At 51.8% G+C, this 21,232-nt stretch carries 25 protein-coding genes and 1 tRNA gene; 5 read left to right on the top strand and 21 right to left on the bottom strand.

Annotation, left to right across the window (positions count from 1 at the left end; all coding sequences use genetic code 11):
* Genes VA597_RS06825 through VA597_RS06800 form a run of 6 tightly spaced genes read right to left on the bottom strand, consistent with a single transcriptional unit; the run spans position 1 to position 2,843 of the window.
* Positions 1–420 (bottom strand): DUF7768 domain-containing protein, encoded by a 420-nt coding sequence (locus tag VA597_RS06825; protein ID WP_326975576.1) that lies wholly within the window; start codon positions 418–420, stop codon positions 1–3.
* Positions 417–746: a hypothetical protein gene (locus VA597_RS06820; RefSeq protein WP_326975575.1), complete on the bottom strand. Its 330-nt coding sequence runs from the start codon at positions 744–746 to the stop codon at positions 417–419. The genes VA597_RS06825 and VA597_RS06820 overlap by 4 nt, the downstream gene beginning before the upstream one ends.
* Positions 731–1,441 (bottom strand): anti-CBASS protein Acb1 family protein, encoded by a 711-nt coding sequence (locus VA597_RS06815; protein WP_326975574.1) that lies wholly within the window; start codon positions 1,439–1,441, stop codon positions 731–733. Before VA597_RS06815 ends, VA597_RS06820 begins: the two co-directional genes overlap by 16 nt.
* Positions 1,428–1,868: a phage terminase large subunit family protein gene (locus VA597_RS06810; protein WP_326975672.1), complete on the bottom strand. Its 441-nt coding sequence runs from the start codon at positions 1,866–1,868 to the stop codon at positions 1,428–1,430. Before VA597_RS06810 ends, VA597_RS06815 begins: the two co-directional genes overlap by 14 nt.
* A complete protein-coding gene (locus VA597_RS06805; RefSeq protein WP_326975572.1) occupies positions 1,865–2,584 on the bottom strand; it encodes a PBSX family phage terminase large subunit in 720 nt (239 codons plus the stop codon). Before VA597_RS06805 ends, VA597_RS06810 begins: the two co-directional genes overlap by 4 nt.
* Positions 2,568–2,843, bottom strand: a complete 276-nt coding sequence (locus VA597_RS06800) for a hypothetical protein (protein WP_326975570.1) — start codon at positions 2,841–2,843, stop codon at positions 2,568–2,570. The genes VA597_RS06805 and VA597_RS06800 overlap by 17 nt, the downstream gene beginning before the upstream one ends.
* A gap of 14 nt (positions 2,844–2,857) precedes the next feature.
* Between VA597_RS06800 and VA597_RS06795 the strand changes: the two genes are divergently transcribed.
* Together VA597_RS06795 and VA597_RS06790 are read left to right on the top strand one after the other, a co-directional pair.
* Entirely contained in the window at positions 2,858–2,986 is a 129-nt protein-coding gene (locus tag VA597_RS06795) for a hypothetical protein (protein WP_326975569.1), read from the top strand.
* A 337-nt stretch (positions 2,987–3,323) separates the two neighbouring features.
* Entirely contained in the window at positions 3,324–3,614 is a 291-nt protein-coding gene (locus tag VA597_RS06790; protein WP_128742040.1) for a hypothetical protein, read from the top strand.
* 614 nt (positions 3,615–4,228) lie between these two features.
* On the opposite strand, the gene VA597_RS06785 is transcribed toward VA597_RS06790, so the two are convergent.
* Positions 4,229–4,723, bottom strand: a complete 495-nt coding sequence (locus tag VA597_RS06785; RefSeq protein WP_128742039.1) for a hypothetical protein — start codon at positions 4,721–4,723, stop codon at positions 4,229–4,231.
* A gap of 86 nt (positions 4,724–4,809) precedes the next feature.
* Between VA597_RS06785 and VA597_RS06780 the strand changes: the two genes are divergently transcribed.
* Positions 4,810–4,953 (top strand): hypothetical protein, encoded by a 144-nt coding sequence (locus VA597_RS06780; protein WP_326975568.1) that lies wholly within the window; start codon positions 4,810–4,812, stop codon positions 4,951–4,953.
* 40 nt (positions 4,954–4,993) lie between these two features.
* Here the strand turns inward: VA597_RS06780 and VA597_RS06775 are convergent, their stop codons facing one another.
* The 3 genes from VA597_RS06775 to VA597_RS06765 form a co-directional block, all read right to left on the bottom strand.
* Positions 4,994–5,500, bottom strand: a complete 507-nt coding sequence (locus VA597_RS06775) for an ASCH domain-containing protein (protein WP_128742038.1) — start codon at positions 5,498–5,500, stop codon at positions 4,994–4,996.
* A gap of 536 nt (positions 5,501–6,036) precedes the next feature.
* Positions 6,037–6,336 (bottom strand): hypothetical protein, encoded by a 300-nt coding sequence (locus tag VA597_RS06770; protein ID WP_128742037.1) that lies wholly within the window; start codon positions 6,334–6,336, stop codon positions 6,037–6,039.
* Between the two features lie 7 nt (positions 6,337–6,343).
* Positions 6,344–6,643 carry a RusA family crossover junction endodeoxyribonuclease gene (locus tag VA597_RS06765; protein WP_164918978.1) on the bottom strand — a complete coding sequence of 100 codons (300 nt, stop codon included), beginning with the start codon at positions 6,641–6,643 and terminating at the stop codon, positions 6,344–6,346.
* Here VA597_RS06765 and VA597_RS17730 point away from each other — a divergent pair.
* Positions 6,636–6,803 (top strand): tyrosine-type recombinase/integrase, encoded by a 168-nt coding sequence (locus VA597_RS17730; RefSeq protein ID WP_128744242.1) that lies wholly within the window; start codon positions 6,636–6,638, stop codon positions 6,801–6,803. The genes VA597_RS06765 and VA597_RS17730 overlap by 8 nt on opposite strands.
* A 329-nt stretch (positions 6,804–7,132) precedes the next feature.
* On the opposite strand, the gene VA597_RS06760 is transcribed toward VA597_RS17730, so the two are convergent.
* From VA597_RS06760 to VA597_RS06720, 9 genes are all read right to left on the bottom strand, one after another.
* A complete protein-coding gene (locus VA597_RS06760) occupies positions 7,133–7,543 on the bottom strand; it encodes a hypothetical protein (RefSeq protein WP_128742035.1) in 411 nt (136 codons plus the stop codon).
* 42 nt (positions 7,544–7,585) lie between these two features.
* On the bottom strand, positions 7,586–8,512 hold the full coding sequence (locus tag VA597_RS06755) for a hypothetical protein (protein WP_128742034.1): 927 nt from the start codon (positions 8,510–8,512) through the stop codon (positions 7,586–7,588).
* Positions 8,513–8,526: 14 nt separating this feature from the next.
* Positions 8,527–8,988 (bottom strand): DUF4417 domain-containing protein, encoded by a 462-nt coding sequence (locus VA597_RS06750; RefSeq protein WP_164918977.1) that lies wholly within the window; start codon positions 8,986–8,988, stop codon positions 8,527–8,529.
* A 313-nt stretch (positions 8,989–9,301) separates the two neighbouring features.
* Entirely contained in the window at positions 9,302–9,772 is a 471-nt protein-coding gene (gene tnpA, locus VA597_RS06745) for an IS200/IS605 family transposase (RefSeq protein ID WP_128742032.1), read from the bottom strand.
* Positions 9,773–9,938: 166 nt separating this feature from the next.
* Positions 9,939–10,014: transfer RNA gene (locus VA597_RS06740), tRNA-Pro, on the bottom strand.
* Positions 10,015–10,144: 130 nt separating this feature from the next.
* The gene (locus tag VA597_RS06735) at positions 10,145–11,368 is read right to left on the bottom strand and encodes an aspartate kinase (protein ID WP_128742031.1); all 1,224 of its coding nucleotides are present in this window, start codon (positions 11,366–11,368) and stop codon (positions 10,145–10,147) included.
* 26 nt (positions 11,369–11,394) lie between these two features.
* Positions 11,395–12,291, bottom strand: a complete 897-nt coding sequence (thrB, locus tag VA597_RS06730; RefSeq protein ID WP_128742030.1) for a homoserine kinase — start codon at positions 12,289–12,291, stop codon at positions 11,395–11,397.
* Positions 12,292–12,312: 21 nt separating this feature from the next.
* Positions 12,313–13,557, bottom strand: coding sequence for a homoserine dehydrogenase (locus tag VA597_RS06725; protein WP_326975566.1), 1,245 nt, complete (start codon positions 13,555–13,557; stop codon positions 12,313–12,315).
* 169 nt (positions 13,558–13,726) lie between these two features.
* Positions 13,727–16,054 (bottom strand): transglycosylase domain-containing protein, encoded by a 2,328-nt coding sequence (locus VA597_RS06720; RefSeq protein WP_128742028.1) that lies wholly within the window; start codon positions 16,052–16,054, stop codon positions 13,727–13,729.
* 95 nt (positions 16,055–16,149) lie between these two features.
* Between VA597_RS06720 and VA597_RS06715 the strand changes: the two genes are divergently transcribed.
* A complete protein-coding gene (locus VA597_RS06715) occupies positions 16,150–16,536 on the top strand; it encodes a hypothetical protein (protein ID WP_128742027.1) in 387 nt (128 codons plus the stop codon).
* Positions 16,537–16,602: 66 nt separating this feature from the next.
* Here VA597_RS06715 and pfkA read toward each other — a convergent pair whose 3' ends face one another.
* Both pfkA and VA597_RS06705 read right to left on the bottom strand, forming a co-directional pair.
* The gene (gene pfkA / locus VA597_RS06710; RefSeq protein WP_128742026.1) at positions 16,603–17,571 is read right to left on the bottom strand and encodes a 6-phosphofructokinase; all 969 of its coding nucleotides are present in this window, start codon (positions 17,569–17,571) and stop codon (positions 16,603–16,605) included.
* Between the two features lie 120 nt (positions 17,572–17,691).
* Entirely contained in the window at positions 17,692–21,183 is a 3,492-nt protein-coding gene (locus tag VA597_RS06705; protein WP_128742025.1) for a DNA polymerase III subunit alpha, read from the bottom strand.
* Positions 21,184–21,232 lie beyond the last annotated feature (49 nt).

The following is a 21,232-nucleotide window of genomic DNA, read 5'->3' as shown; positions in this document are numbered from 1 at the left end:
TTACTCCACCTCCGCGCATTGTCCGGTGAAGTGCCGGATCGGCATGCCGCGCTGCTTAGGCTTAGCGAGCTCGACGGCCATGCCCTTGCTGATCTGATTGCCGAAGCACCAGGCCTCCTGACATTTGCCCATGAGCACCAGACCCATGAAGATAGCCAGATCGCGCTGCTCCTTGTCGCCGTCGTCCATAAACTGCGGAAAAAGGAGATGCGGCGCGATTGGAATGACGCCTTTTGACACGGCAAACCGCGAATAACCGCGAGCCCTTTCGAGATTTCGCCCGACATACCCGGACAGCGGAGAACAGATGAACACCAACGGGCGGAATGCCGCTTTCTTGGCATCCCGTTCAATGGCCATGAGGGCTTCGTAGGCGGTCGGGTCGGTATAGCCTTCGTGATTAAACTTGTTTACGCTCATGCGGGAACCCCCTCGTCCACCTGCTTCCACAGTTCGGGAGCCATCGCTACAATCTGCCAGCTCGCGCATTCAAGGGCCGTAGCCCGGTCGTAGCTCTCCGCATCTTGCGAAGCCCGCGTCACCGCGTTAGACAGGCCGTAGCGCGACAGATCACCGCCTTCGATCAGGTGCTGAAGGATGCCGGTCTGCTCGTTTTTTGTGAACCCGAACTCCCGGGAGGTCAGCTCCACGACCTCCGGCACGGGGCCGCTGATTTTTACCTCGGCGGCCTCCCGCAGTTTATCGATCACCTTGGCAAAGCGCGCCTCGCCTACGGCGGTACGCACGATATCGCCGAGCTTGCGCATAAACGCCTCGTCGTCGGCCTGCAGCGTCGCATCGCTGTACAGCTCCCAGCTTCCTCGTTCTCACGGCCAATATGCGAATGGTGCACAGGAAAAGATTTCTGCCGGGTGTAATCGGCGATCTCATAATATTCAGGCAGCCCGAATTCCGGATCTCCGATGTTGTCGACCAAGCCGTTATCCGGGTACACGCCGGACCAGCGGTCCAGCACCATGATGCCCTTAAAGCTCCCAGGCATGACCATGTCCGGACTCAGCGGCTCGAGCAGGCCGTTTTCGCCGAGTCCATCAATCATCATAAGACCCGCAGCTCCGCCGAAGAGGCGCGCCCACTGAATGCCCTCGGTGATCTTCGCGTGGACGTACCCTATGCGCTCTAGGCGGTCGATACGGTCGAGAGCTTCCGGGGTGACGTCCGAGGTGATATTGATCCATGCCTTAGTCATGTCCTGCGCGACACGGTCCACGATCTTCCGGACGAGCCAGCTGTTTCGGTACATTGAGATCAATAACAGGTAATCCTGAGTGAGCCGTGTAATCGGATAGGCCGTCGCATTCAGCGGGTTCGGCATACCCAGGCCCTGCCGCGTGAGGGCATTGACGAAGGTGTCGAGTGCCGATGCGCGTACCGGATTCCGTTCCGCCGGCTTGCTTTTTGTTCTATTATTTTTTAACACTCCGGTAACCTCCCACAACGGTTTTGCAGAAATAGCGCAGGGCATCCATCGCGTGATCATTCTGCTTCAGCGGCTCCTCGACGCCTACTTCGGCACGCTTGTCATTCCACACATAGGCGGAAAACTCTTTGAGGGTATGGACGCACGACCGGTGAATGTGGAGCCGACCCTGAGCAAGCAGCGTTGACACAAGGCGGATGCCATCCTCGACAGTGTTGTCAGCGTCGATGGGGCGGAAACCCTTTTTCCGGATTGCCAACTTGAATGAATCGGCCGAAGGGTCGATGACAACACCCCGCAGGCAATCTCGGTCGGCGAACTTGGCTAAATCCTCCGCATATTCCGCATCGTCCTTCTGCCTCCACTCTTTTGCGCTGTCATAGTAATACTCTCTGGTGACCCAGTAATTTCGCTGAAGGTCGTCTATGATTTCAAGAAAAGCGGTCGGGTTCCTGGTGCCGTAGTCGATCGTGATATAACGCCCGTGAATTCACTCCAGAGCCGTCGTTTCGTGCTTTCCGAAAGTGACAGGTTGTCATCCAGCAGAAAATGAAGATAGAGCAGTCGCTTCTGCTTGGCCTGATCGATCAGTTCTGTTTTAACGAAATGGAACGGGTTTTCAGGATTGCAGTTGAACCACAGTTTTGCCCCATCCACGGAGCAGCGGCCGATGCCCTGCTGGACGAATGACTCCGGCATCAGGGCGACCTCGTCGAATAGGATCCCGGCGAGCGTGATGCCCTGGATCAGGTCCTGGCTGCTCTCGTCCTTGCCTCCGAAAAAGTAATAGCTGTTTGTCCGTCCGGTGAAGGCAATCTCAATCATGTTCTCGCCGCGGTCATTTATGACGGTATATCCGCGTGAAAGGCACATTCGCTTTAGCGGCTGCAGCACATTCCGGCGCAGCGATCCAATCGTTTTTCCGCATATTGCGAAAGCCTCATTATTGAATTGCACGTTGCTCCACATGACGAATGAAAGCGCCATCGCAACCGTTTTTCCGGAGCGGATCGCTCCATCCGCGATGATTCCGTCATAATCCTTGACCGGACTGGAATCCGTCCACCACGTAAGAATCTGCAGCTGCTTTTTGCTGAAAGGCTTGAATTTGAAAGGCGCTGTGAGCTCACTCTTTATCTTCATCGGCGTCACCTTCCGCCTCGGCAGGCTGATTCCATACCTCGACGGCCTTCTGATCGAGGGCAGCGAGGAAGCCGTCATCCTGCCGCTCTGGATTCGGCGGAGCGGTGGGATCTACCCGATCGCGCCATCTGTCAGGGCGGCGATTCTTCAGCCAGAAAATTTCCGCCACAGTGTCAGCCTGAATATGGACTTCATCAATCCCAATTTTCAGCTCTTCGTGCTCGCGGAGTTTTTTCCCCGTTTTAGGATCATAGTCCACACAGCGGACCTTGAATGTCTTGCGGAGCTGAACATTATACCCATGGTTTTTTTCAGGAGATCATTTTCGACTTCGACGTCGACGACTTCTTTGCCTTTTTTAACGGCGTCACCTATGTCACCATACCTTACTTTCCACGCTGAAAGAGTTTTGCGAGAAACACCGATATTGTGAGCGATCTGCTCATCGGTAAGACCATCACGGACCCATGCTTTTAGAAGTGTAAGGCCATCCGGCGTCAGCCACTTCTGATACTTTCCTTTCGCCACATCGCCCACCACCTCGCAATCTATTTTCCCAATATCGATCCGCTCTTGCCTCAGCCGGCCCGTAGACGCGGGCATTGAAAGCCGGCCGGTAATGATATTTCATGGGTATCTCCCCGCTTTTAGGCATGAAAAAGGATGATTTACAATAAATTGCAACCATCCATTCTTAATTGGCATATAGTAAATTAGCCTTATGAAAGCGGTGAGAATAATGAACGGAACTTATAACGTCACTTTGGTTACTCCGTTTGGACCCAAAAAGGGAACCGTGGTTTTTACGGATCGCAACGGAGTCTTAAACGGGTCTATACATGCAATGGGAGATACAAGCAATTTCAGAAATGGAAAAGCAGATGGAGATGCCTTTAAATTCTCGGGAGTCTTCAATGCAGGGTTCTTCAACGTCCAGTACACAGCCAAAGGAGCCATAGAGGGAAACGCCTTGAAAGGAACCGTCAATACAAACCTAGGGACGTTCGAAATGTACGGGGTAAAGGCATGAAAATGGACGGCCCGAAGGTCGTCCCAACAGAAAAGGCACCCGCTTAAATGCGGATGCCCAATAATATTTTGTCCCGCGTAACGCCCGGGTAATCGACTGCTATACCTGCTTTTGTTCCGACCAATAGAAACAGCTCAGAATGGTCTTAACACCGAATAAACGCCTTCGGCTTAGCATGAAAAGATAGGCTTGTTGGATACTTCCAACTTGGTAATAATAACACATTCCGGCGTATCTGTCAAATAAGGCAACTAAAAAGCGCACCGCCGAAGCGAAACGCTGAAATATTCAAGCGCGCCCGCCGGAACCGTGCGCCTCGGGTGGATCGATACAGCCTGACAAGCCGTCCGGAGAGCATGTAGTGCGCCACCGCGGATTTGAACCGCGCCACACACCAGCCTTTCGTCAGTATTCCGACGCTGCTGGTGTAATGTTCCCCAAGTCACATCAAAGTGTGGCGCATATCTGCGCCGCCCGTTGGCATAGGCGACGCTTTGAGAGGGAAGTGAAATATGGATTCCTCTTATACTCAATTTCGCTGATTATATCTTAGCACAATAAAAGCGATGGGAAACGCTGGTTTCCGCTGGAAACCGCCGGAAAGCGCCGGTTTTTCAGCGTATCATGCCTGGAAGAACGATTTGATCGGCCTGTATCATCAGTTTCAGAAGGGCAATCCGCACGCGCTCCCGCGTCTGGCTTTCACTGAGTTCTACTTTATCCGCAATTTCTTTCCATTCCGGCCGGCGGCGATATTTCCGGTTCTTCGGATCGCCCATGTACCGCAGTTCCAATATGTATCGGTCTGTCTGGTCCAGCTTCCCCAGGGCGACGCCGAGCCAATTTCTTGCATCTCTCAGCTCCGCGATGCGGCGGGAGCAGGCTTTGATCTCTTCATCATAATAGCGTTCTTGGTTCGCCAGCGCCATGGAGGCCGTGCGGTCTCCGGTCAAGCCTTTGCCGCCCGGCAGCCCCGAGAGATTGACGGACGGCAGCGAGATTCCATTTTTTTCCGTTTCACAGTTGCGGATGGTGGCGAACTCGGCGGAAATCATAGCCGGGATGTCGTAGTAGATCTTCAGCAGATTCTTCACTTCGTTGGCCGTCATGGTACCATCATCCTTTCGTGTAAATCGATCATTCCGGGTCATACTATCCCGGTAACAGATATTGATACAATCTGAGGTGAAATGCAATGAAAAACGAAAAGAAAAAGGTTGATCCAAAGAGCAACGCCGAAGGCACCGAGAACCCAAAGCAGCAATCATCTCATGTGAGAAATCAAAACGACAGTCACAACGTCAGAAAAGTCTCCCTTGGCCCTAATACGAAGCGTTAAAGCGAGAAGCGGAAAGTGCATTCTGCTTTCCGCTTTTTCATTAAGCGACATCACAGTTCCAGAGCCTTTGCTTTCCTTTTGCGGGGATCGGTTTTGGAAGCATGTGTACGTTTGCAATCTCCCAAGCATACCGTCCCGGAGTCCAGTCGCCGAAAAGCAGTTCCTGATCTATCGGTTCATAAATGCCGCGATCCGTTTCGAGCCATCCTGGGTCATCCTCTGATATTCCGCGCCCTCCATGACATACAATCCTATGGCATGCTACCAATTCGCCCGTTGCTATGACTGCGCCCAGTGGAAGTGCATCCATAGGCATCAGGAGGGTGTTTCCGACCGCATTCAAAAATCTTGTTTTTGCTTCATGGTCAGGCGAATAATCCCACTCTCCAAGGGGAAAAAGCTGCTTGAGGACGTGCGGAATACTGATTTCTGCCGCGTGAATTGCGATTGGTCCACGGTATGACGTTGCCCAGCCTCGGGTTTCAAACTGCTTTGCGCCGCAGGCCAACAATGAGGCCCACGGCTGCCAGATTGTAATAGCTTTCATTTCCTTGCTCCTCTCACCGCCGCGAACACGATCATTGCGACAAGTTCGACTACGGCCGTCACCAGAACTCCCATCCAGAACGGATTTACGTACATAGTTTCACGCCCCTTTACATAAATTGCAATTTTCCGAGAAGGCTATTTTAGGGTGATTGCTGATGGGGATATTACATAATGTAATTGAATATTTTCAGAGAAATTCCGATTTGCTTTTGAATAATACAATTCCAAGCTTAACCGTCCAAATTATTCTTTTAATTTTGAAGCGTTGTTCAAAGAAAGAAAAAACAGATAAGCATGATATTGAAAATAAAAAAAACACATTGATGTTGAGGGCCTGAAGTACATAATGAGATAAAAGTAAATTTGTTTTCGCATCAAAACCGTTTGAATTAATTTCAAGCGGCTTTCATTTTATTTGGAGAACGCCATAGATCCGCATCAGTACTGGTTTTTTCGCGTCTATTTAATTATTTCAAACTGGTTTATAATTAAATAGCAGCAGGCTATTCAGTTAATTATTTTTCAAAATAGAAATTATTTGTCCACCTTCTCGTAATTCTCGCGGTCAAACGGCATTTTCATTTCGTCGATCACAGCGTCGTCAATGTGCTTCCAGAAGATTTCGTCTTTTTCCGCCGCCTCGGCCGCCGCCGAAATTGCTCCGAGAAAATCGGCTACCCGGTCATGCCCAAAGCCAAATTTTGTATGCAGCACTACGGCGGAAAGCTTTATGTAGCGGGTAAAATTCTCGTTCTGGGTGTTTGAATCGTACTCACGGACGATTTGTTTCTGGCGGCGTGTCAGGTATGCTGCAGCCGGGATATGGGCTTTCATGGTGCTATCACACCTCCCACAGGCTGACATCCGTCCGCGGCTCGTCGGTATATTCCTTCGCCACCTGCGCCAGGACAACCTGGGCATCGTCCTTGTAGGCGAATCCGTTCAGCGCGTCGCAGACGATTTTCACGATGTTGTCGCAGTCCGGCTTCTTCGCCGGCTTGATCTGTCCTGCCAGCATTGCGAACCGCACCTTTTTGCTCTTGCTGGCCGGAATCGGGAATCGGGCCGTAATTTGGACGACCACCTGCGCATCATCCGGAAATCGGAATCCCTGCGCCGCGGCCTTATAGCGGATCCGCACGAGGCTGCGGCACACCTACGGAACATTGCTTTACAAGGCCGGGACGGACATCTATACTATTTCAAAATTGATGGGTCATGCCAATGTCTTAATTACAACAAAGATTTATGTGGAAAATGATACCGAGACAATCAAAAAATCGATGAAGATGGACTGGTGACAGCCTTTATTTTTTGCGATAGTCGTACGACGTTTTTACGACACTTTTCTGTGTTTATATGTACTTTAATGTACTTAACAGAAAATCAAGGCAAAAAGAAAAGCCGCACTCGATAACCGATTTTTGGCTATCTCATGCGGTTTTTTACTGGTCGGAGTGAAATTATAGGACTTGGAGAAATCCAGTAATATCAACGGTTTGCGGGCAATCTGCAAGGAGTATTTACACCAAAAAGCACACATAAAGCTGCGCGAAGGTCATTTCTACATATATACTGAAATTCGGAATAGCGGCGCGACAATGGTTCATCTTTTCCAGATAGGAAACTGTCATAATGTCCTGTCAATAATTTCTGCCTGCGTAATAATATCCCGCAAACGGTCGCCGCCCACTTTATATTCCAAAAGTTCATCGATGGTATCGTAAACTGTACAGTCTTTTTCTACGCGGGTACACGGACCAGCCGAAAATTTCATTTTTCCGTTCGGCCAGACGGAACTGATGGTGTAGTCAGTTCCTTTCCACTCAAACTTCACGTCTCCGCCTCTTGACATACTGCTTTTAAATTCACTCAGAGTTTTGAACTGATAGGCATCTCCGTTAACCGTCAACTTCATAGGCATCTCTCCTTTATATTTATAAAATTTAAATTCAGGCGCTCCGTTCGGATATTTTTTCGGCGGATAGTTAATATCATCATTTGAGAAATCCGGTCTTCCATTGTTTGAATCCCATTTCATAATTTTATCATGAGGGTCCGTATGAGCCCAAAGATGCTCCGCCTAAATTGTTCGGGCTAAAACATTAATTTGTGTAATAATATCCCTCAGACGAATTCCATCAACCAAATATTCCATAACCTCATCTGCATCAGAACATATTTTTTCAGTTTCTTGCTTGTTGGCTTCGGAAATACTAATTCCGTTTTTCGGTTGGGTAATGGTATATATTTTGCTGTGGAAGGAAAACTCTACCTCCCCGCCATCTTGCAGACACCATTTGAATTCACTGATGGTATGAAACTTATATTCTTCAGGAGAGCTTTTTAAAGTATCATATGTCTCTGTCATAACATATCCTCTCACAAATTCTTTAAATTCCGGAGCACCATTAGGGAAATCTTCCGGTTTATAATTAATAGCAGGTTTTACAAAAATTGGAGAGCCGCGCTTACCATCCCACCGAATAATATGATCGTGGGGATTGGTATGCGCCCACGATTGGTCGTGATCAGTATAATGTCTCTCTTTCACTGCTCTTCCATCCTCGCCTATTTTAACATCTACACGGTATCCATAAATAGTTACCCGCTTAATTTCTCCAGGCTTTCCCCATAGTCTTTTATCTTCTTCTTTTTTCGGAAACCATTTTCCACCGTAGGCGCTGCCCATTCCAGTCTGAATAATGTTATTATAGTACTCATCATTCTCACTTACAACATATCCGCTTTTAATAATGAGATTGCTTCCTGCAGGAAGGGGTGCCTCCCCGCAGATGTATTTCGCATATATGGACGGCGTGTACGGGTCGTCGCCCATATATCTCCACGAGCTTAGTTCATAGTCGACAAACACAATATCGCCCTGCATCTCGGGGAATGGCGTATTGTAGCAGATTATTTTTTCCAGTTCGATCCGGCGGAGCATCTCGTTATAGCCCTTTAGGAAAAACTCTTTCTGGTCCTGGCGGTTGTCGTGTTCCGACACCATATAAGTGGACACCGCTACCGTTGAGCTTTTTCGATTCCGTCGAAGCAGAACTCAAACGTATTCTCGTCTCCCCAGCTAACGGTTGGAACGACGCGGATTCCCTTTGACGCAAAGTAAGCGCCACACCAGCGATTCCGGAACATATTGTAAAGCTGCAAAACGGGTGCCATTTCGACATACATACTGAAATCAGGAGAGAGCACCGCACGATAGTGTTTTAGCTTTTCCAGATCGGTATCGGGATTTTTCCAGACACGCTCAAATTTATAATCATACAGGAAGAAATGAACCATTCGGCTGAAATGCTTTGTATAATTTGTGCTGATTTTATCAAATCCAATAAGAAGCAAATCGTTGACATCGTCTGATCGAATTTGAAATTTAGGAATAACCGGAATTTGCAGTTTCCCTTTCCCTTTGAACTGATCGCGAAGGAAAAGAGGACTTGTTCGATACTTATAATTTTCTTCCGTCATTGAACTACCTCCTAAAAACATCTTCTACTTATAGGCGGTATTCAGTCAGATATTTCCCTATTTAATGCAACTATTCACAAAGTTTTAAAATATTTTTATGTAAATGGCTTCGAGTGTTCTTACAGCATTTATTTATCAAATAAGGCAGCTTTAGCGAGTAAGCCGAAGAAAATCCGAGAAATCAAAACCACGCGTTGAACGCGTGGTATGCACAAGCCCTGAAAGGGCATAGTACTGGCGCGCGTCTCAAGACGCACTGAAATAGGTTACCAACCGCATTACTTTTACAGGCCGCCGCTAAAGCGGCCTTCTTTTATGCCTTTGATTCCTTGCTACCCGTAAACGGGTCAATATACTCTTTGAAACTTATTTGATCTGAGGCAATATCTTCCTGCAATTGATTTTTGATATATTCTTCAATTGCTTTCTTGTTACGACCCACTGTGTCTACAAAATAGCCACGGCACCAAAAATGTCGCGTTCCATACTTATACTTCAAATTTGCATGCCTATCGAATATCATCAGGCTGCTCTTCCCTTTGAGATAGCCCATGAATTGTGCCACACTGAGATTCGGCGGAATGCTTACCAGCATGTGAATGTGGTCTGGACACGCCTCAGCTTCGATGATTTCCACTCCCTTCTGCTCACACAGCTTCCTTAAAATCTTGCCTATATCTGCTTTTATCTGCCCATATATTTCTCTTCTGCGATATTTTGGAGCAAATACAATATGATACTGGCATCTCCACTTTGAATGTGATAAACTTTGTATGTCTTTCATGACAAAATCTCCTTTTGTTGGTAATGCGGTTGGCAAACCTGCATCTATTCTAACAAAAGGAGATTTTCTTGTATCTAAAGATTCTTATCCCACCAGCAAAGCTGGTGGTTCTTTGCGCTGAAGCTGCAAAAGAAAATAGAGCCGTCAAATTCGACGACTCTGATAGTGGTCCGAGTGACAAGACTTGAACTTGCGGCCTCTAGACCCCCAGTCTAGCGCGCTACCAACTGCGCCACACCCGGAAACAACAGTATTTATTTTAGCACATCCGTCCTGGAAATGCAAGGGGAAAAATGCACCTCCAGTGTTCGGCACAACACCGTCCGCCCTGAAAAACCGGCGGACGGTCTTCTTTTTTACTTTCAAACAGATCTAATCATTGTCCTCTCCCTCGCTGAAAAAGCGGTCATGGATCGCCGCTACCGCCTTATCCGCATCCGCCCGGTCGATCAGGACGGAGATCTTGATTTCACTGGTGGAAATCATATGGATGTTGATATCCGCCGCATACAGCGCCTCAAACATGCTGGCGGCCGTACCGGAGTGCGTCTCCATCCCGGCTCCGACGATAGAAACCTTGGCAACATCCTCATCATAGACAACCGACGTCGCTCCGATCAGTTCCACATAAGCGTTTAGAATCGCAACGGTTTCCTTTAAGTCCGCGCGGTGGACCGTAAAAGTGATATCCTTGGTCCCGTTCCGGCCAACCGACTGGAGAATAATATCGATATTGATGTTTTTCGCAGCAATCTTAGAAAAGATTTTAAAGGCGAGACCAGGTCTGTCCGGTACTCCTATAATAGACACGCGGGCGACATCCTCGTCCTTCGCGACACCGGTAATCAACATTTTCTCCACTTTCGTAGCCTCCTTAACAATTGTACCGGGCTTTCTTGTCATACTGGAAAGCACTTCAAGTTCAATCCCGTAGCGCTTTGCCATTTCAACGGAGCGGTTGTTCAGCACCTGCGCGCCAAGCGACGCGAGCTCCAGCATTTCGTCGTAGGAAATCACGTCGAGTTTTCTCGCGTTTTTCACCTTGCGGGGATCCGCGGTAAACACACCTTCAACATCCGTATAAATCTGGCACAGGTCCGCGTTCATCGCCGCCGCGATGGCGACCGCGCTTGTGTCTGAACCGCCGCGGCCCAGCGTCGTCATATCGTTGTAGCGATTGATTCCCTGAAAGCCGGTCACAACGACGATATTTTTTTTATCCAGCTCCTTCTGGATTCTTACGGGAATAATCCTCTTAATCCTCGCGCTTCCATAAGCGGCGCTGGTGCGGAATCCGGCCTGCCACCCCAAGAGGGAAACCACCGGATAACCAAGTTTTTCAATCGCCATCGCCATCAGCGACGCCGACATCTGCTCGCCGGTCGTCAACAGCACATCCATCTCGCGCCGTGAGGCATTCGGATTGATTTCATGCGCTTTTCCGATCAAATCATCCGTGGTGTCCCCCTGAGCGGAAACCACAACGATCACATCGTTCCCTTTCGCATAGGTTTTGGTCACAATGTCAGCCACATTGAAAACCCGCTCCGCGTTTGCAACTGAGCTGCCGCCGAATTTCTGGACAATCAGACTCATAAGGCTCCGTCCTCCTAATAAGCATGTTATTCGATTGAAATCATCGCGCCCTGCGGGTCAGTCGTCAGGATCTGAACCTGCCAGCCGTCAATCTCTTTTTCCTGAAGCCGCGCAAGGGCATATTTGGAAAAGGCGTCGGCCCCGTCCGCCGGAATCATCGAGATAATGGTGGGGCCCGCGCCGCTGATATAGGTCCCGAGAGAACCGAGCTCATAGCTCAGGCGGAACACGTCGTCGAGATGTTCGATCAGGCCGGAGCGGTAGGGCTGGTGGATTTTGTCCTGGACGGCGACGCGCAGATTCTCCAGACGGCCGGAGAACAGGGACGCCGCCATCAGCGCGGAACGGGACAGGTTGTATACCGCGTCGCTTCTGGAATATTCCGCCGGCAGTACGGAACGCGCCATTTCCGTCTTGAGTTCAAACGGCGGTATAAACAGCGCAAAGCGGATCTTTTCGGAAACCGGAACGCTCACGCTGTAAACGCGTCCGGCCTCAATCGCCGAGGCCGCCAGCCCGCCCTCGATCGCCGGCGTGGTATTGTCGGGATGGCCTTCAATCTGAGCGGCCAGATTAATCAGGTCCTGACGGCCCAGCGGGCTGCCGAGCATGCGGTTTGCCCCCAGGATTCCCGCCACAATACAGGCGGAACTGCTGCCGAGCCCGCGCGCCATCGGGATATTATTCAACTGGATAATTCTCATTCCGGGCAGCTTGTGGCCGCACAGATCGTACAGGCGTTTCGCAGCCCAGTAAATCAGGTTCGTCTCGTCAGTCGGAACAACAACGTCATCCTTGCATGAAATATCAATCGCATCCGATTCTTCCATCCAGACCTGATTATACATCGTCAAAGCAATGCCAAGGGAATCAAAGCCGGAGCCAAGGTTGGCGCTTGTCGCCGGAACCTGTATGCGTATCATATCATAACAACCTCACATTTTTTACAGTTCGCCGATCCGGACCACATTTTGTATCTGGACTCCCAATCCGGACAGGTCCCGGAGACCCTGCCGTATTTCTCTTTCCGGAGCCTTTCTTGTCACAAAAGCAATTTCTCCCGGTTCCCGCGCTCCGCGGAACAAGCGGGTTACCGGACCAAGTTTGTTTTCAACATTCTGAAACGCCAGTGTTTCGTGGTCCGTCGAAGCACGCACAAACAGAGACACGCGGTTGTCGAGATAGCTCTCCACATAATCCGGAGAACCGTCGTCCCAGAAAAGATATTTCCGTGCCTTAAAATGCTTGACGCAATCGATCACATCGGCGACAACCGCGCTGGCGGTTGGGAACTTGCCGGCGCCTTTCCCATAGAAGACCACATCCCCGGTGGAATCGCCGCGCACCAGGATGCCGTTGAAAACATCGTCCACGTTGGCAAGCTGACTGTCCCTCGACAGAAACATCGGGCAGACAATAATCTGTATTTTCCCGTTTTCCATCATTCTGACCTGCCCGATCAGCTTGATGACGCCGCCCCAGGCGGCGGCGTACTCAATATCCTCGAGACGGATTCCTGAAATTCCCTCCGTATGTACCTGTTCCGGATAAACATGTTTCCCATAGGCAAGAGATGCCAGAATGCATATTTTTCTGCAGGCGTCCAGCCCCTCGATGTCGGCGGCGGGATTGCGCTCCGCATAACCCAGTCTCTGCGCAAGTGCGAGCGTGTCGGCAAAAGTGGTTTTTTCCCGGATCATTTTGGTCAGAATAAAATTGGTGGTCCCGTTCAGAATTCCCGCAATCTCGACCACCTCGTTCGCCGCAAGGCATTGGCTGATCGGGCGGATGATCGGGATACCGCCGCCGACGCTGGCCTCAAACAAAAAGTTCAGATTGTTTTTCTGCGCGATTTTCAGCAGCTCCGCTCCCTTTGCGGCAACCAGTTCCTTATTGGAAGTCACAACGCTCTTTCCATTTTCAAGGCAGGCCTTCACATAATCAAAGGCCGGATGCAACCCGCCCAGGACCTCTACTACAATTTTGACATTGGAATCATTTAAAATTTGATCAAATGATTTCACAAATTTCTGCTCATAGGGACTTCCCGGAAAATCCCTCAAATCAAGAATATATTTTACATGGATCTGTTCCTTGGCGCGCCCGGCGATGCTTTCCGCGTGTTTATCCAGCACCTCTACAACGCCGGAACCTACGGTGCCATAACCCATAACCGCTATTTCCACCATTTCCAGCACCCCTTCAATTCTCTGTTTACCTATATTAGCCGCAAGGAAATTCTCATCCGCTTCTGTTTGCGGCTCGAAAAATGAATTCCCTTCACCGCGCGGATGCATAAAACTTACTGTCTAGTTTAACATGAAACGGCCTGTGTTTCAACCGGACTGTTATAAAAATTCATCCTCCGGGCGTAATGCTGTCCTGACGCCATTGTTGATTTTCCGGCTTCGAAGTATTCTTCCGCGGATGCGACTCCGAAGCTTTTGAAGAAACGTCTCCGCTCTCCGGGGCGGATGATTCCCACTGTGAATTTCCTCCCGAAGACCCCGGCGACGCCGTCCCCGAAGAGGAACTCTCCGGTTCCGAACCGGCTGTTCCGTGATCCAGGCTGCATATTGCAGGGAGATTGTTTTTATCATACCAGCCTGTTTTCGTCTCGGTACAAACTCCCGGATTTGCCAAAAGCCCGCTTTCCACGCAGAATTTATAGGGAATCACATTTTGATCCAGGTCGAAGCTCTTCTTCTCCCTGTCTTTGAGGTACTGCGTCATAATCGCTTTCCAGACGGCTTTCGCCACCGGCGTTTCATACTTGCTGTTCAGCACTTTCGGCGTTCTGTATCCCGTCCACACTCCGGCAACCGCATAGGAGGTTCCGCCGACAAACCAGCTGTCTTTGTTATCATTGGTTGTTCCCGTTTTGCCGAAAACATCCCATCCGCTGATATTGGCGGTAATGCCCGTCCCATGCTGCATCACGTTATTCAGCAGCTTGTGAACGATCGTCGAAGCCACGGAGGAGATTGCCTGCGTCGGCACTTCGTCCCGGTTATCAACGATCACGTTGCCGTCATGGTCCTCAATATAATAAAACGTATAAGGCTTGTAATATTTCCCTCCGTTTCCAAACATCTGAAAGCCGGCGGTCATCTCCTCGACCGTAATGCCCTGCGTCATCCCGCCGACGGCCATGGCCGCAAGCGTATTGTCCGCAGGCTCCAGCGACGTGAACCCCAGCTTTTCCCTGAGGAAATTAAAACTGATATTTGGGGTCAAGAGCTTGTCGACCTGGACGGACGCGGCATTATAAGATTGTTCCAGCGCTTTTTCCACCGTAATGATTCCGTGATACTTGTTGTCCCAGTTGGCAGGCCCCGACTTCCCGTCTTTCCAGTTCGGGACCGGCTCGTCGTTGACCAGGGAAGAATAATTGATGAGACCCGCGTTGATCGCAGGGCCGTAAACGGCCAGCGGCTTAATCGAGGATCCCGGCTGGCGCTTGGCATCGGTTGCCATATTGAACAGGCGGTTGCTTTCCTTTTTCCCCCTGGCACCCACAACCGAGAGAACGCGGCCGCTGTAGTCCATCGCCACATAGCCGCCCTGAAGATTCGGATAAGCGGCGGGAAAAGCCTTCGAGCCATTGAATACCCCTTCCGCAATGCTTTGAAGATCCGAATCCATCGCGGAATAAATTTTAAGCCCGCCGTGGTAGATCATATCGACCGCTTTGTCCGAAGAACAGCTGTAGGTCTCCATCAGGCTGGTCTTGACATCCTCAAACATCGCTTCCGTATACCAGTTCCAGACCGAGTTCTCGTCAACGACGTCCTCGGTCTTTTTCCCGACGAATTTCATGTTTTCGGATTCCTTCATGGCCGCCTGGTACTCGTCATCCGTGATCTTCTTCTGGTCGTGCATGGCCGTGAGAACCGTCTGCTGGCGCTCCCTGTTCTTATCAGGGTGAGTCAGCGGCGAATAGGCCGTGGGATTTTGAGTGATACCCGCAATTGCCGCGCATTGGGCGATGTCGCAGTCCTGAATATTTTTGCCGAAATAAAGGTTGGCCGCTGTTTGGACTCCGTTGCACCCGCTGCCGAAAGGAACGACATTTAAATAAGCCCCGAGGATTTCTTCTTTGGAATATTTTTTCTCAAGGTTCATTGCACGGAAAATTTCCTTCACTTTACGCGTCAGGCTGACTTCATTTTCACCTGTAACATTCTTAATCAGCTGCTGCGTGATCGTCGAACCGCCGTAGCTGCTGCCGTCCGATTGAAAAAAATTGAAAAGATTGACCACCGCGCTGAAGGTTCTTTTCCAGTCGACCCCCTTATGTTCCCAATAGCGCTTGTCCTCAATCGCGACGATCGCATCCTTCATGGCCTTCGGAATCTTGTCGTAATCAACCCAAATGCGGTTCTCGCTGCTGTACAGACTCTGGTATTTCACCGGGTTGGACGCGTCGTCTCCCGATCCGTTCACATAGATAAAACTGGTATAGTTGAGCTGCAGCTTGTGCAGATCATAATCCACCGATTCATTTTTTAAACCGTAAATGTAAGAAAACAGGGAAACCGAGACAATCGTCCCAGAGACGGCAAGTACTGCAAGCACTGTCGCAATCCCCCGAAGAATCATTTTAAAAACAGATTTAGCGGTTGAAACGTCCTTCTTGCCAACGCTCTGACCGCCGGCATACTGACTGATGTCGGTTTTTCTCATCCATACCACCTCCCTCGGATATAATATTGGCTGATTTTTCAACAGAATGAATAAGTTTCCAAAATTTTCAAATAATATTCACAGAGGTGATTTATTTGAAAAAGACATCCATGCTCCTGCTCTGTGTGATTGCCCTGCTGGCCGTCCTGGTTGTTTTGGGACTTCCGCACAGCAACCGGCAAGCCGGGACAAGTTCCACTTCGGACAAAATTGTGTCAAGTAATTTTACCTCAATTGCGCCGTCAAGTCAAGAAAGCAGCGCCATTCATGCCGCGGCCAGCAAGCAGAACGACAGCTTATATATTGTGAAAGAATATAATGGACACATCGGTGTATTTCGTGACGGGGACAAGCTTCCTTTTGAAGAAATCGACATCGACGTCAGTATCTTCCCCGAGGAAGACCAAAAGCTTCTGCGTGACGGAATTCAAGCCAGAGGCACTGCGGAATTGACCCGCGTGATTGAGGATTACGAGGGCTGAGGGAGAAAGAAAAAGAAAAAACGGGTTCCGCCTTCTTGCGGCGGAACCCGTTTTTTCTTCCGTTTGTCAGATGGAAACCCGGTGTGCGACTTCGTACAGATTCATATCGAACTCGCGCTTCATTGCCAGCGCCTCCGTGATATCCAGGTCGACGATCTGGCCGCCCCGCATTACAATCACGCGGTTGCCCTTGCCCTTGTACAGCAGGGTGGCAGCAAGGGAACCCATCGCGCTGCCGACCACGCGGTCGCGCAGAGTCGGGGAGCCGCCGCGCTGAACGTGGCCCAGGATGGTTGCCCTGGATTCAATGCCGGTCGCCTCCTGAATGTCCCGCGCCAGCTTTTCCACGCCGCCGACGCCTTCCGCGACGATAATAATGAAATGCTTCTTCCCGGTTTTCTGGGTAAAGCGCATGCGGTCGATAATGTCCTTCTGAAAATCGTACGGGACTTCCGGGACCAGAATGCTGGTGGCGCCGACCGCAATGCCCGTCTGCAGCGCGATATCTCCGCAGCGGCGGCCCATCACCTGCACGACGCTGCAGCGATCGTGGGATTCCATTGTATCCCTGAGCCGGTCCACCATTTGAACCGCGGTATTCATGGCTGTGTCGAACCCGATGGTGTACTCACTGGACGCGATGTCATTGTCGATGGTTCCCGGAATGCCGATACAGCGGATTCCTGATTCCGTCAGGTCCCTCGCACCCCGGAAGGAACCGTCGCCGCCGATCACCACCACGCCGTCGATCCCCAGGCTGCGGCAGGTGGAAGCCGCCTGCTGAACGCCCGCGGGCGTATTGAACTCCGGGCTGCGCGCCGTATATAAAATCGTACCGCCTCGGTGAATGATGTCCGACACGCTTCTCAGATTCATTTCAACGACTTCTCCGCTGAGCAGACCGTTGAACCCGCGCTGAATCCCCATGACCCTCACACCGTAGAACAATCCGGTGCGGACCACCGCACGCACGGCGGCGTTCATGCCGGGTGCGTCGCCACCGCTGGTCAAAACGGCAATCGCCTTCGAAGACATATTCTAATCCCTCCAAATAAACTTAAGCTGCAACACTGTTGCCTTCCCTATCAATATTATAATCGAAAGGCTCCGCCGTTATCAACCGAAAGTTATGGACAGAAGTTTCCGTTATATGGATTATTGTTCCCAATCGCCCACAATGGCAACATTCTTCCCGCCCAGCAGCTTCCGCAGCTCCCGGATCAGAACGTCATTCAGGGCAACCCGCATCGCAATCGGCGCGTGATACAGCCGGCGGGAATCCGCAAAAAAGACATAAAGCGGCGTGGAACCGTCAAATACGGCCAGATATTTTTTCGCCTTCTCATACTGCGGGCTGGTTTCCGACGACACCTTCAGATAAAGGCCGGGAGGGCATTGTTTCCCGCCGGACTGCCGCGTCGGTTCGCCGGAAGCCGGCGGCGCGGGTCTGACGGACTCGCAGATCAGCTTTGTCTCTTCGTCCTCGCGGACGCTGACGGTCGCCTCGATCAGCAAAATTTTTCCCTCCGCGATCCATTCCGCATATTCGGAAAGCGTCCTTGGAAAAACCAGCATCTCCATGGAACCGAACATATCCTCCACCATGGCAAAAGCCATGGTGCTGTTGCTTTTCGTCACCTTCATCCGGACTTTTGTCAGGATGCCGAGCACCGTGACCCTGTCCCCGTCCTTGACGGCGCCTCCCCCGTCCTGCGCGCTCTCCCGCACTTCACTGAGCCTTACGGCATGCAGGGTTTCATAAGCGTCGGCGTACTCCGCCATCGGATGCCCGGAAAGATACAGCCCTGTGACTTCCTTCTCCATTGCCAGCTTGTCGGAAGGAGGGAGATCCGGCAGATCTTCAAGCCGGAATTCCTCCGTTCCGGATTGTTCGGCGGAATCAAAGAATCCGATCTGCCCCTCCACATTGCGTTTTTTGTCGGCGTCAAGAAAATCGAGCGCGGCGTCCGAGCCGGAGAGCATCTGGCGCCGGTTGGCGCCGAGGCCGTCCAGCGCACCGCATTTGATCAGGCTTTCCAGAGTCCTGCGGTTGATCCCGTCGTACACGCGGCGCACAAAGTCAAAGAAGGAACGGTATTTCCCGTTTTGTTCCCGTTCTTTCACCAGGCCGTCGATGAACCCGCGCCCCAGATTGCGCACCGCGACCAACCCGAAACGGATATCCGGACCGGAAACGGTAAAACCCGCGGCGCTCTCGTTGACGTGCGGCGGCAGCACGCGGATCTTCAGCCGCAGACATTCCGCAATATAGGCGGACAGCTTATTGTTGTTGTCCAGCACGCTGGTCATCAGCGCCGCCATGTACTGCTTCGGGTAGTGGCACTTGAGCCACGCGGTCTGGTAACTCAGCAGCGCGTAAGCGGCCGCGTGGGATTTGTTGAACGCGTAGGAAGCGAAGCTCTCCATCTCCCCGAAGATTGCCGCCGCCGTCTGCTCATCCACGCCGCGGCGCGCGCACCCTTCCACCTCGACGTTGCCGTTTTCGTCCGTAAGGCCGTGCAGGAAGATTTCGCGTTCGCGCTCCATGACGTCCTTTTTCTTCTTGCTCATCGCGCGGCGCACGATGTCCGCCCGGCCGAGCGAATACCCTGCCAGCGTGCGGAAAACCTGCATCACCTGTTCCTGATAGACGATACAGCCGTAGGTGACGTCGAGGATCCCCTTTAAAAGCGGGTGGCGGTAGGTCACCTTCGCGGGATTGTGCCTGTTTTCAATATACCGGGGGATCGACTCCATCGGGCCGGGGCGATAAAGAGAGATCACCGCGATCAGATCCTCGATCTTTTCCGGTCCAAGCTGTGCGATCACATTGCGCATTCCGCCGGATTCGAACTGGAACACGCCGTCCGTCTTCCCCTCGGACAGCATCCGGTAAACCGCCGGGTCGTCGATCGGAATGTCCTCGATTTTGAACCCCGGCTGCTTTTCCGCGATCATTTCCTCCGCGTCGCGGATCACCGACAGATTGCGCAGACCGAGAAAGTCCATCTTCAGAAGGCCGAGCTCCTCCAGAGTCGTCATGGTGTACTGCGTGACGACGGCGTCCCCGTTTTTCGCGAGCGGCACATACTCCGCCACCGGCTTGTCCGTGATGACCACGCCCGCGGCGTGCGTTGAGGCGTTGCGCGGCATTCCTTCCAGCTGGCGCGCCATGTCGATCAGCGCGCGGACCTGTGGGTCCGTGTCGTACTTCTGCCGGAATTCCGAAGAAACCTGAAGCGCCTTGTCCAGCGTGATATTCAGCTCCGACGGGACCAGCTTGGCAACGGCGTCCACCTGCGCGTAGGGAATCGCCATCGCGCGCCCCACATCGCGGATGGAGCCCCTCGCCGCCATGGTGCCGAACGTGACGATCTGGGCGACGTGGTCGGCGCCGTATTTGTTTACGACATAGTCGATCATCTCCGAGCGGCGCTCGTCCGAAAAATCGATGTCGAAGTCCGGCATGGAAACCCGTTCCGGGTTCAGAAACCGCTCAAACAGCAGATCGTATTTGATCGGGTCGATGCCGGTGATGCCGATGCAGTAGGCCGCCAGGCTTCCCGCGCCCGAGCCTCTGCCCGGGCCGACGGGAATCCCGGTCTCCTTCGCGTGGCGGACGAAATCGTGAACGATCAGATAGTAGTTGACATAACCCATCTTCTCGATGGTCTCAAGCTCGTACTCCAGACGGTCGGAGACGCTCTTTTCCGGATGCTCCCCATAATGCCTGTGAAGCCCCTCCCGGCATTTTTCCCGGAAATAGACCACATTGTCCTGCCCGTCCGGCGTTTCGAACCGCGGCAGCTTTGTTTTGCCGAACTCGAATTCCACATTGCAGCGCTCCGCGATTTTGACAGTGTTGTCCGCCGCCTCGGGGCAGTCGGGAAACAGCGAGCGCATTTCCTCTTCCGTCTTGAAATAGAACTGGTCGCTGCCGAACTCCATGCCGTCCTTGTCCTCGACGGTGTGATTGGTCTGGATGCAGAGCAGGATGCGGTGCATCTCACTGTCCTGAGGGCGGATGTAATGGCAGTCGTTGGTCAGGATCAGCGGAATTCCCGTTTCCCTGGAAATCTGCCGGATTGACGGGTTGATGAGCTTCTGCTCGCGAAGGCCGTGATCCTGCAGCTCCAGATAAAAATTCCCATGCCCGAAAATCTCTTCGTAGCGCAGGGCGGCGGCCTTCGCCGCGTCGTAATCCCCCGCCGTCAGATCGCGCGGAATTTCACCCGCGAGACAGGCGGAAAGGGCAATCAATCCCTCGTGATACTGCCGGAGCAAATCAAGATCGACGCGGGGCTTGGAGTAGAAGCCCTCCGTCCAGGAGCGGGACACCAGCGCGATCAGGTTCTGGTATCCTATATTGTTTTCGCAGAGCAGAACGAGATGCCTGTGCTCGGAGTCCAGACCGTGAACCCGGTCAAACCGCGTGCGCTGAGCGACATAGACCTCGCAGCCGATGATCGGTTTGATCCCCCGTTTTTTCGCCGCCTTATAAAAATCGACCGCGCCGTACATCACGCCGTGGTCCGTCACCGCCACCGCCGGAGCTCCCCGCTCCGCCGCTGTTTCCACCAGCTTTTCGATGCGGCAGGCCCCGTCCAGCAGGCTGTATTCACTGTGAACATGAAGATGGACAAACAAAACGCAGCCCTCCCTTCCCTTTGATGAGCTTTGACCTACATGGTCCCAA

Origin of the sequence: Caproicibacter sp. BJN0012 (assembly GCF_035986805.1) — a bacterium.
Lineage (GTDB): Bacteria > Bacillota > Clostridia > Oscillospirales > Acutalibacteraceae > Caproicibacter.
This window is presented reverse-complemented; position numbering and strand designations above follow the sequence as displayed.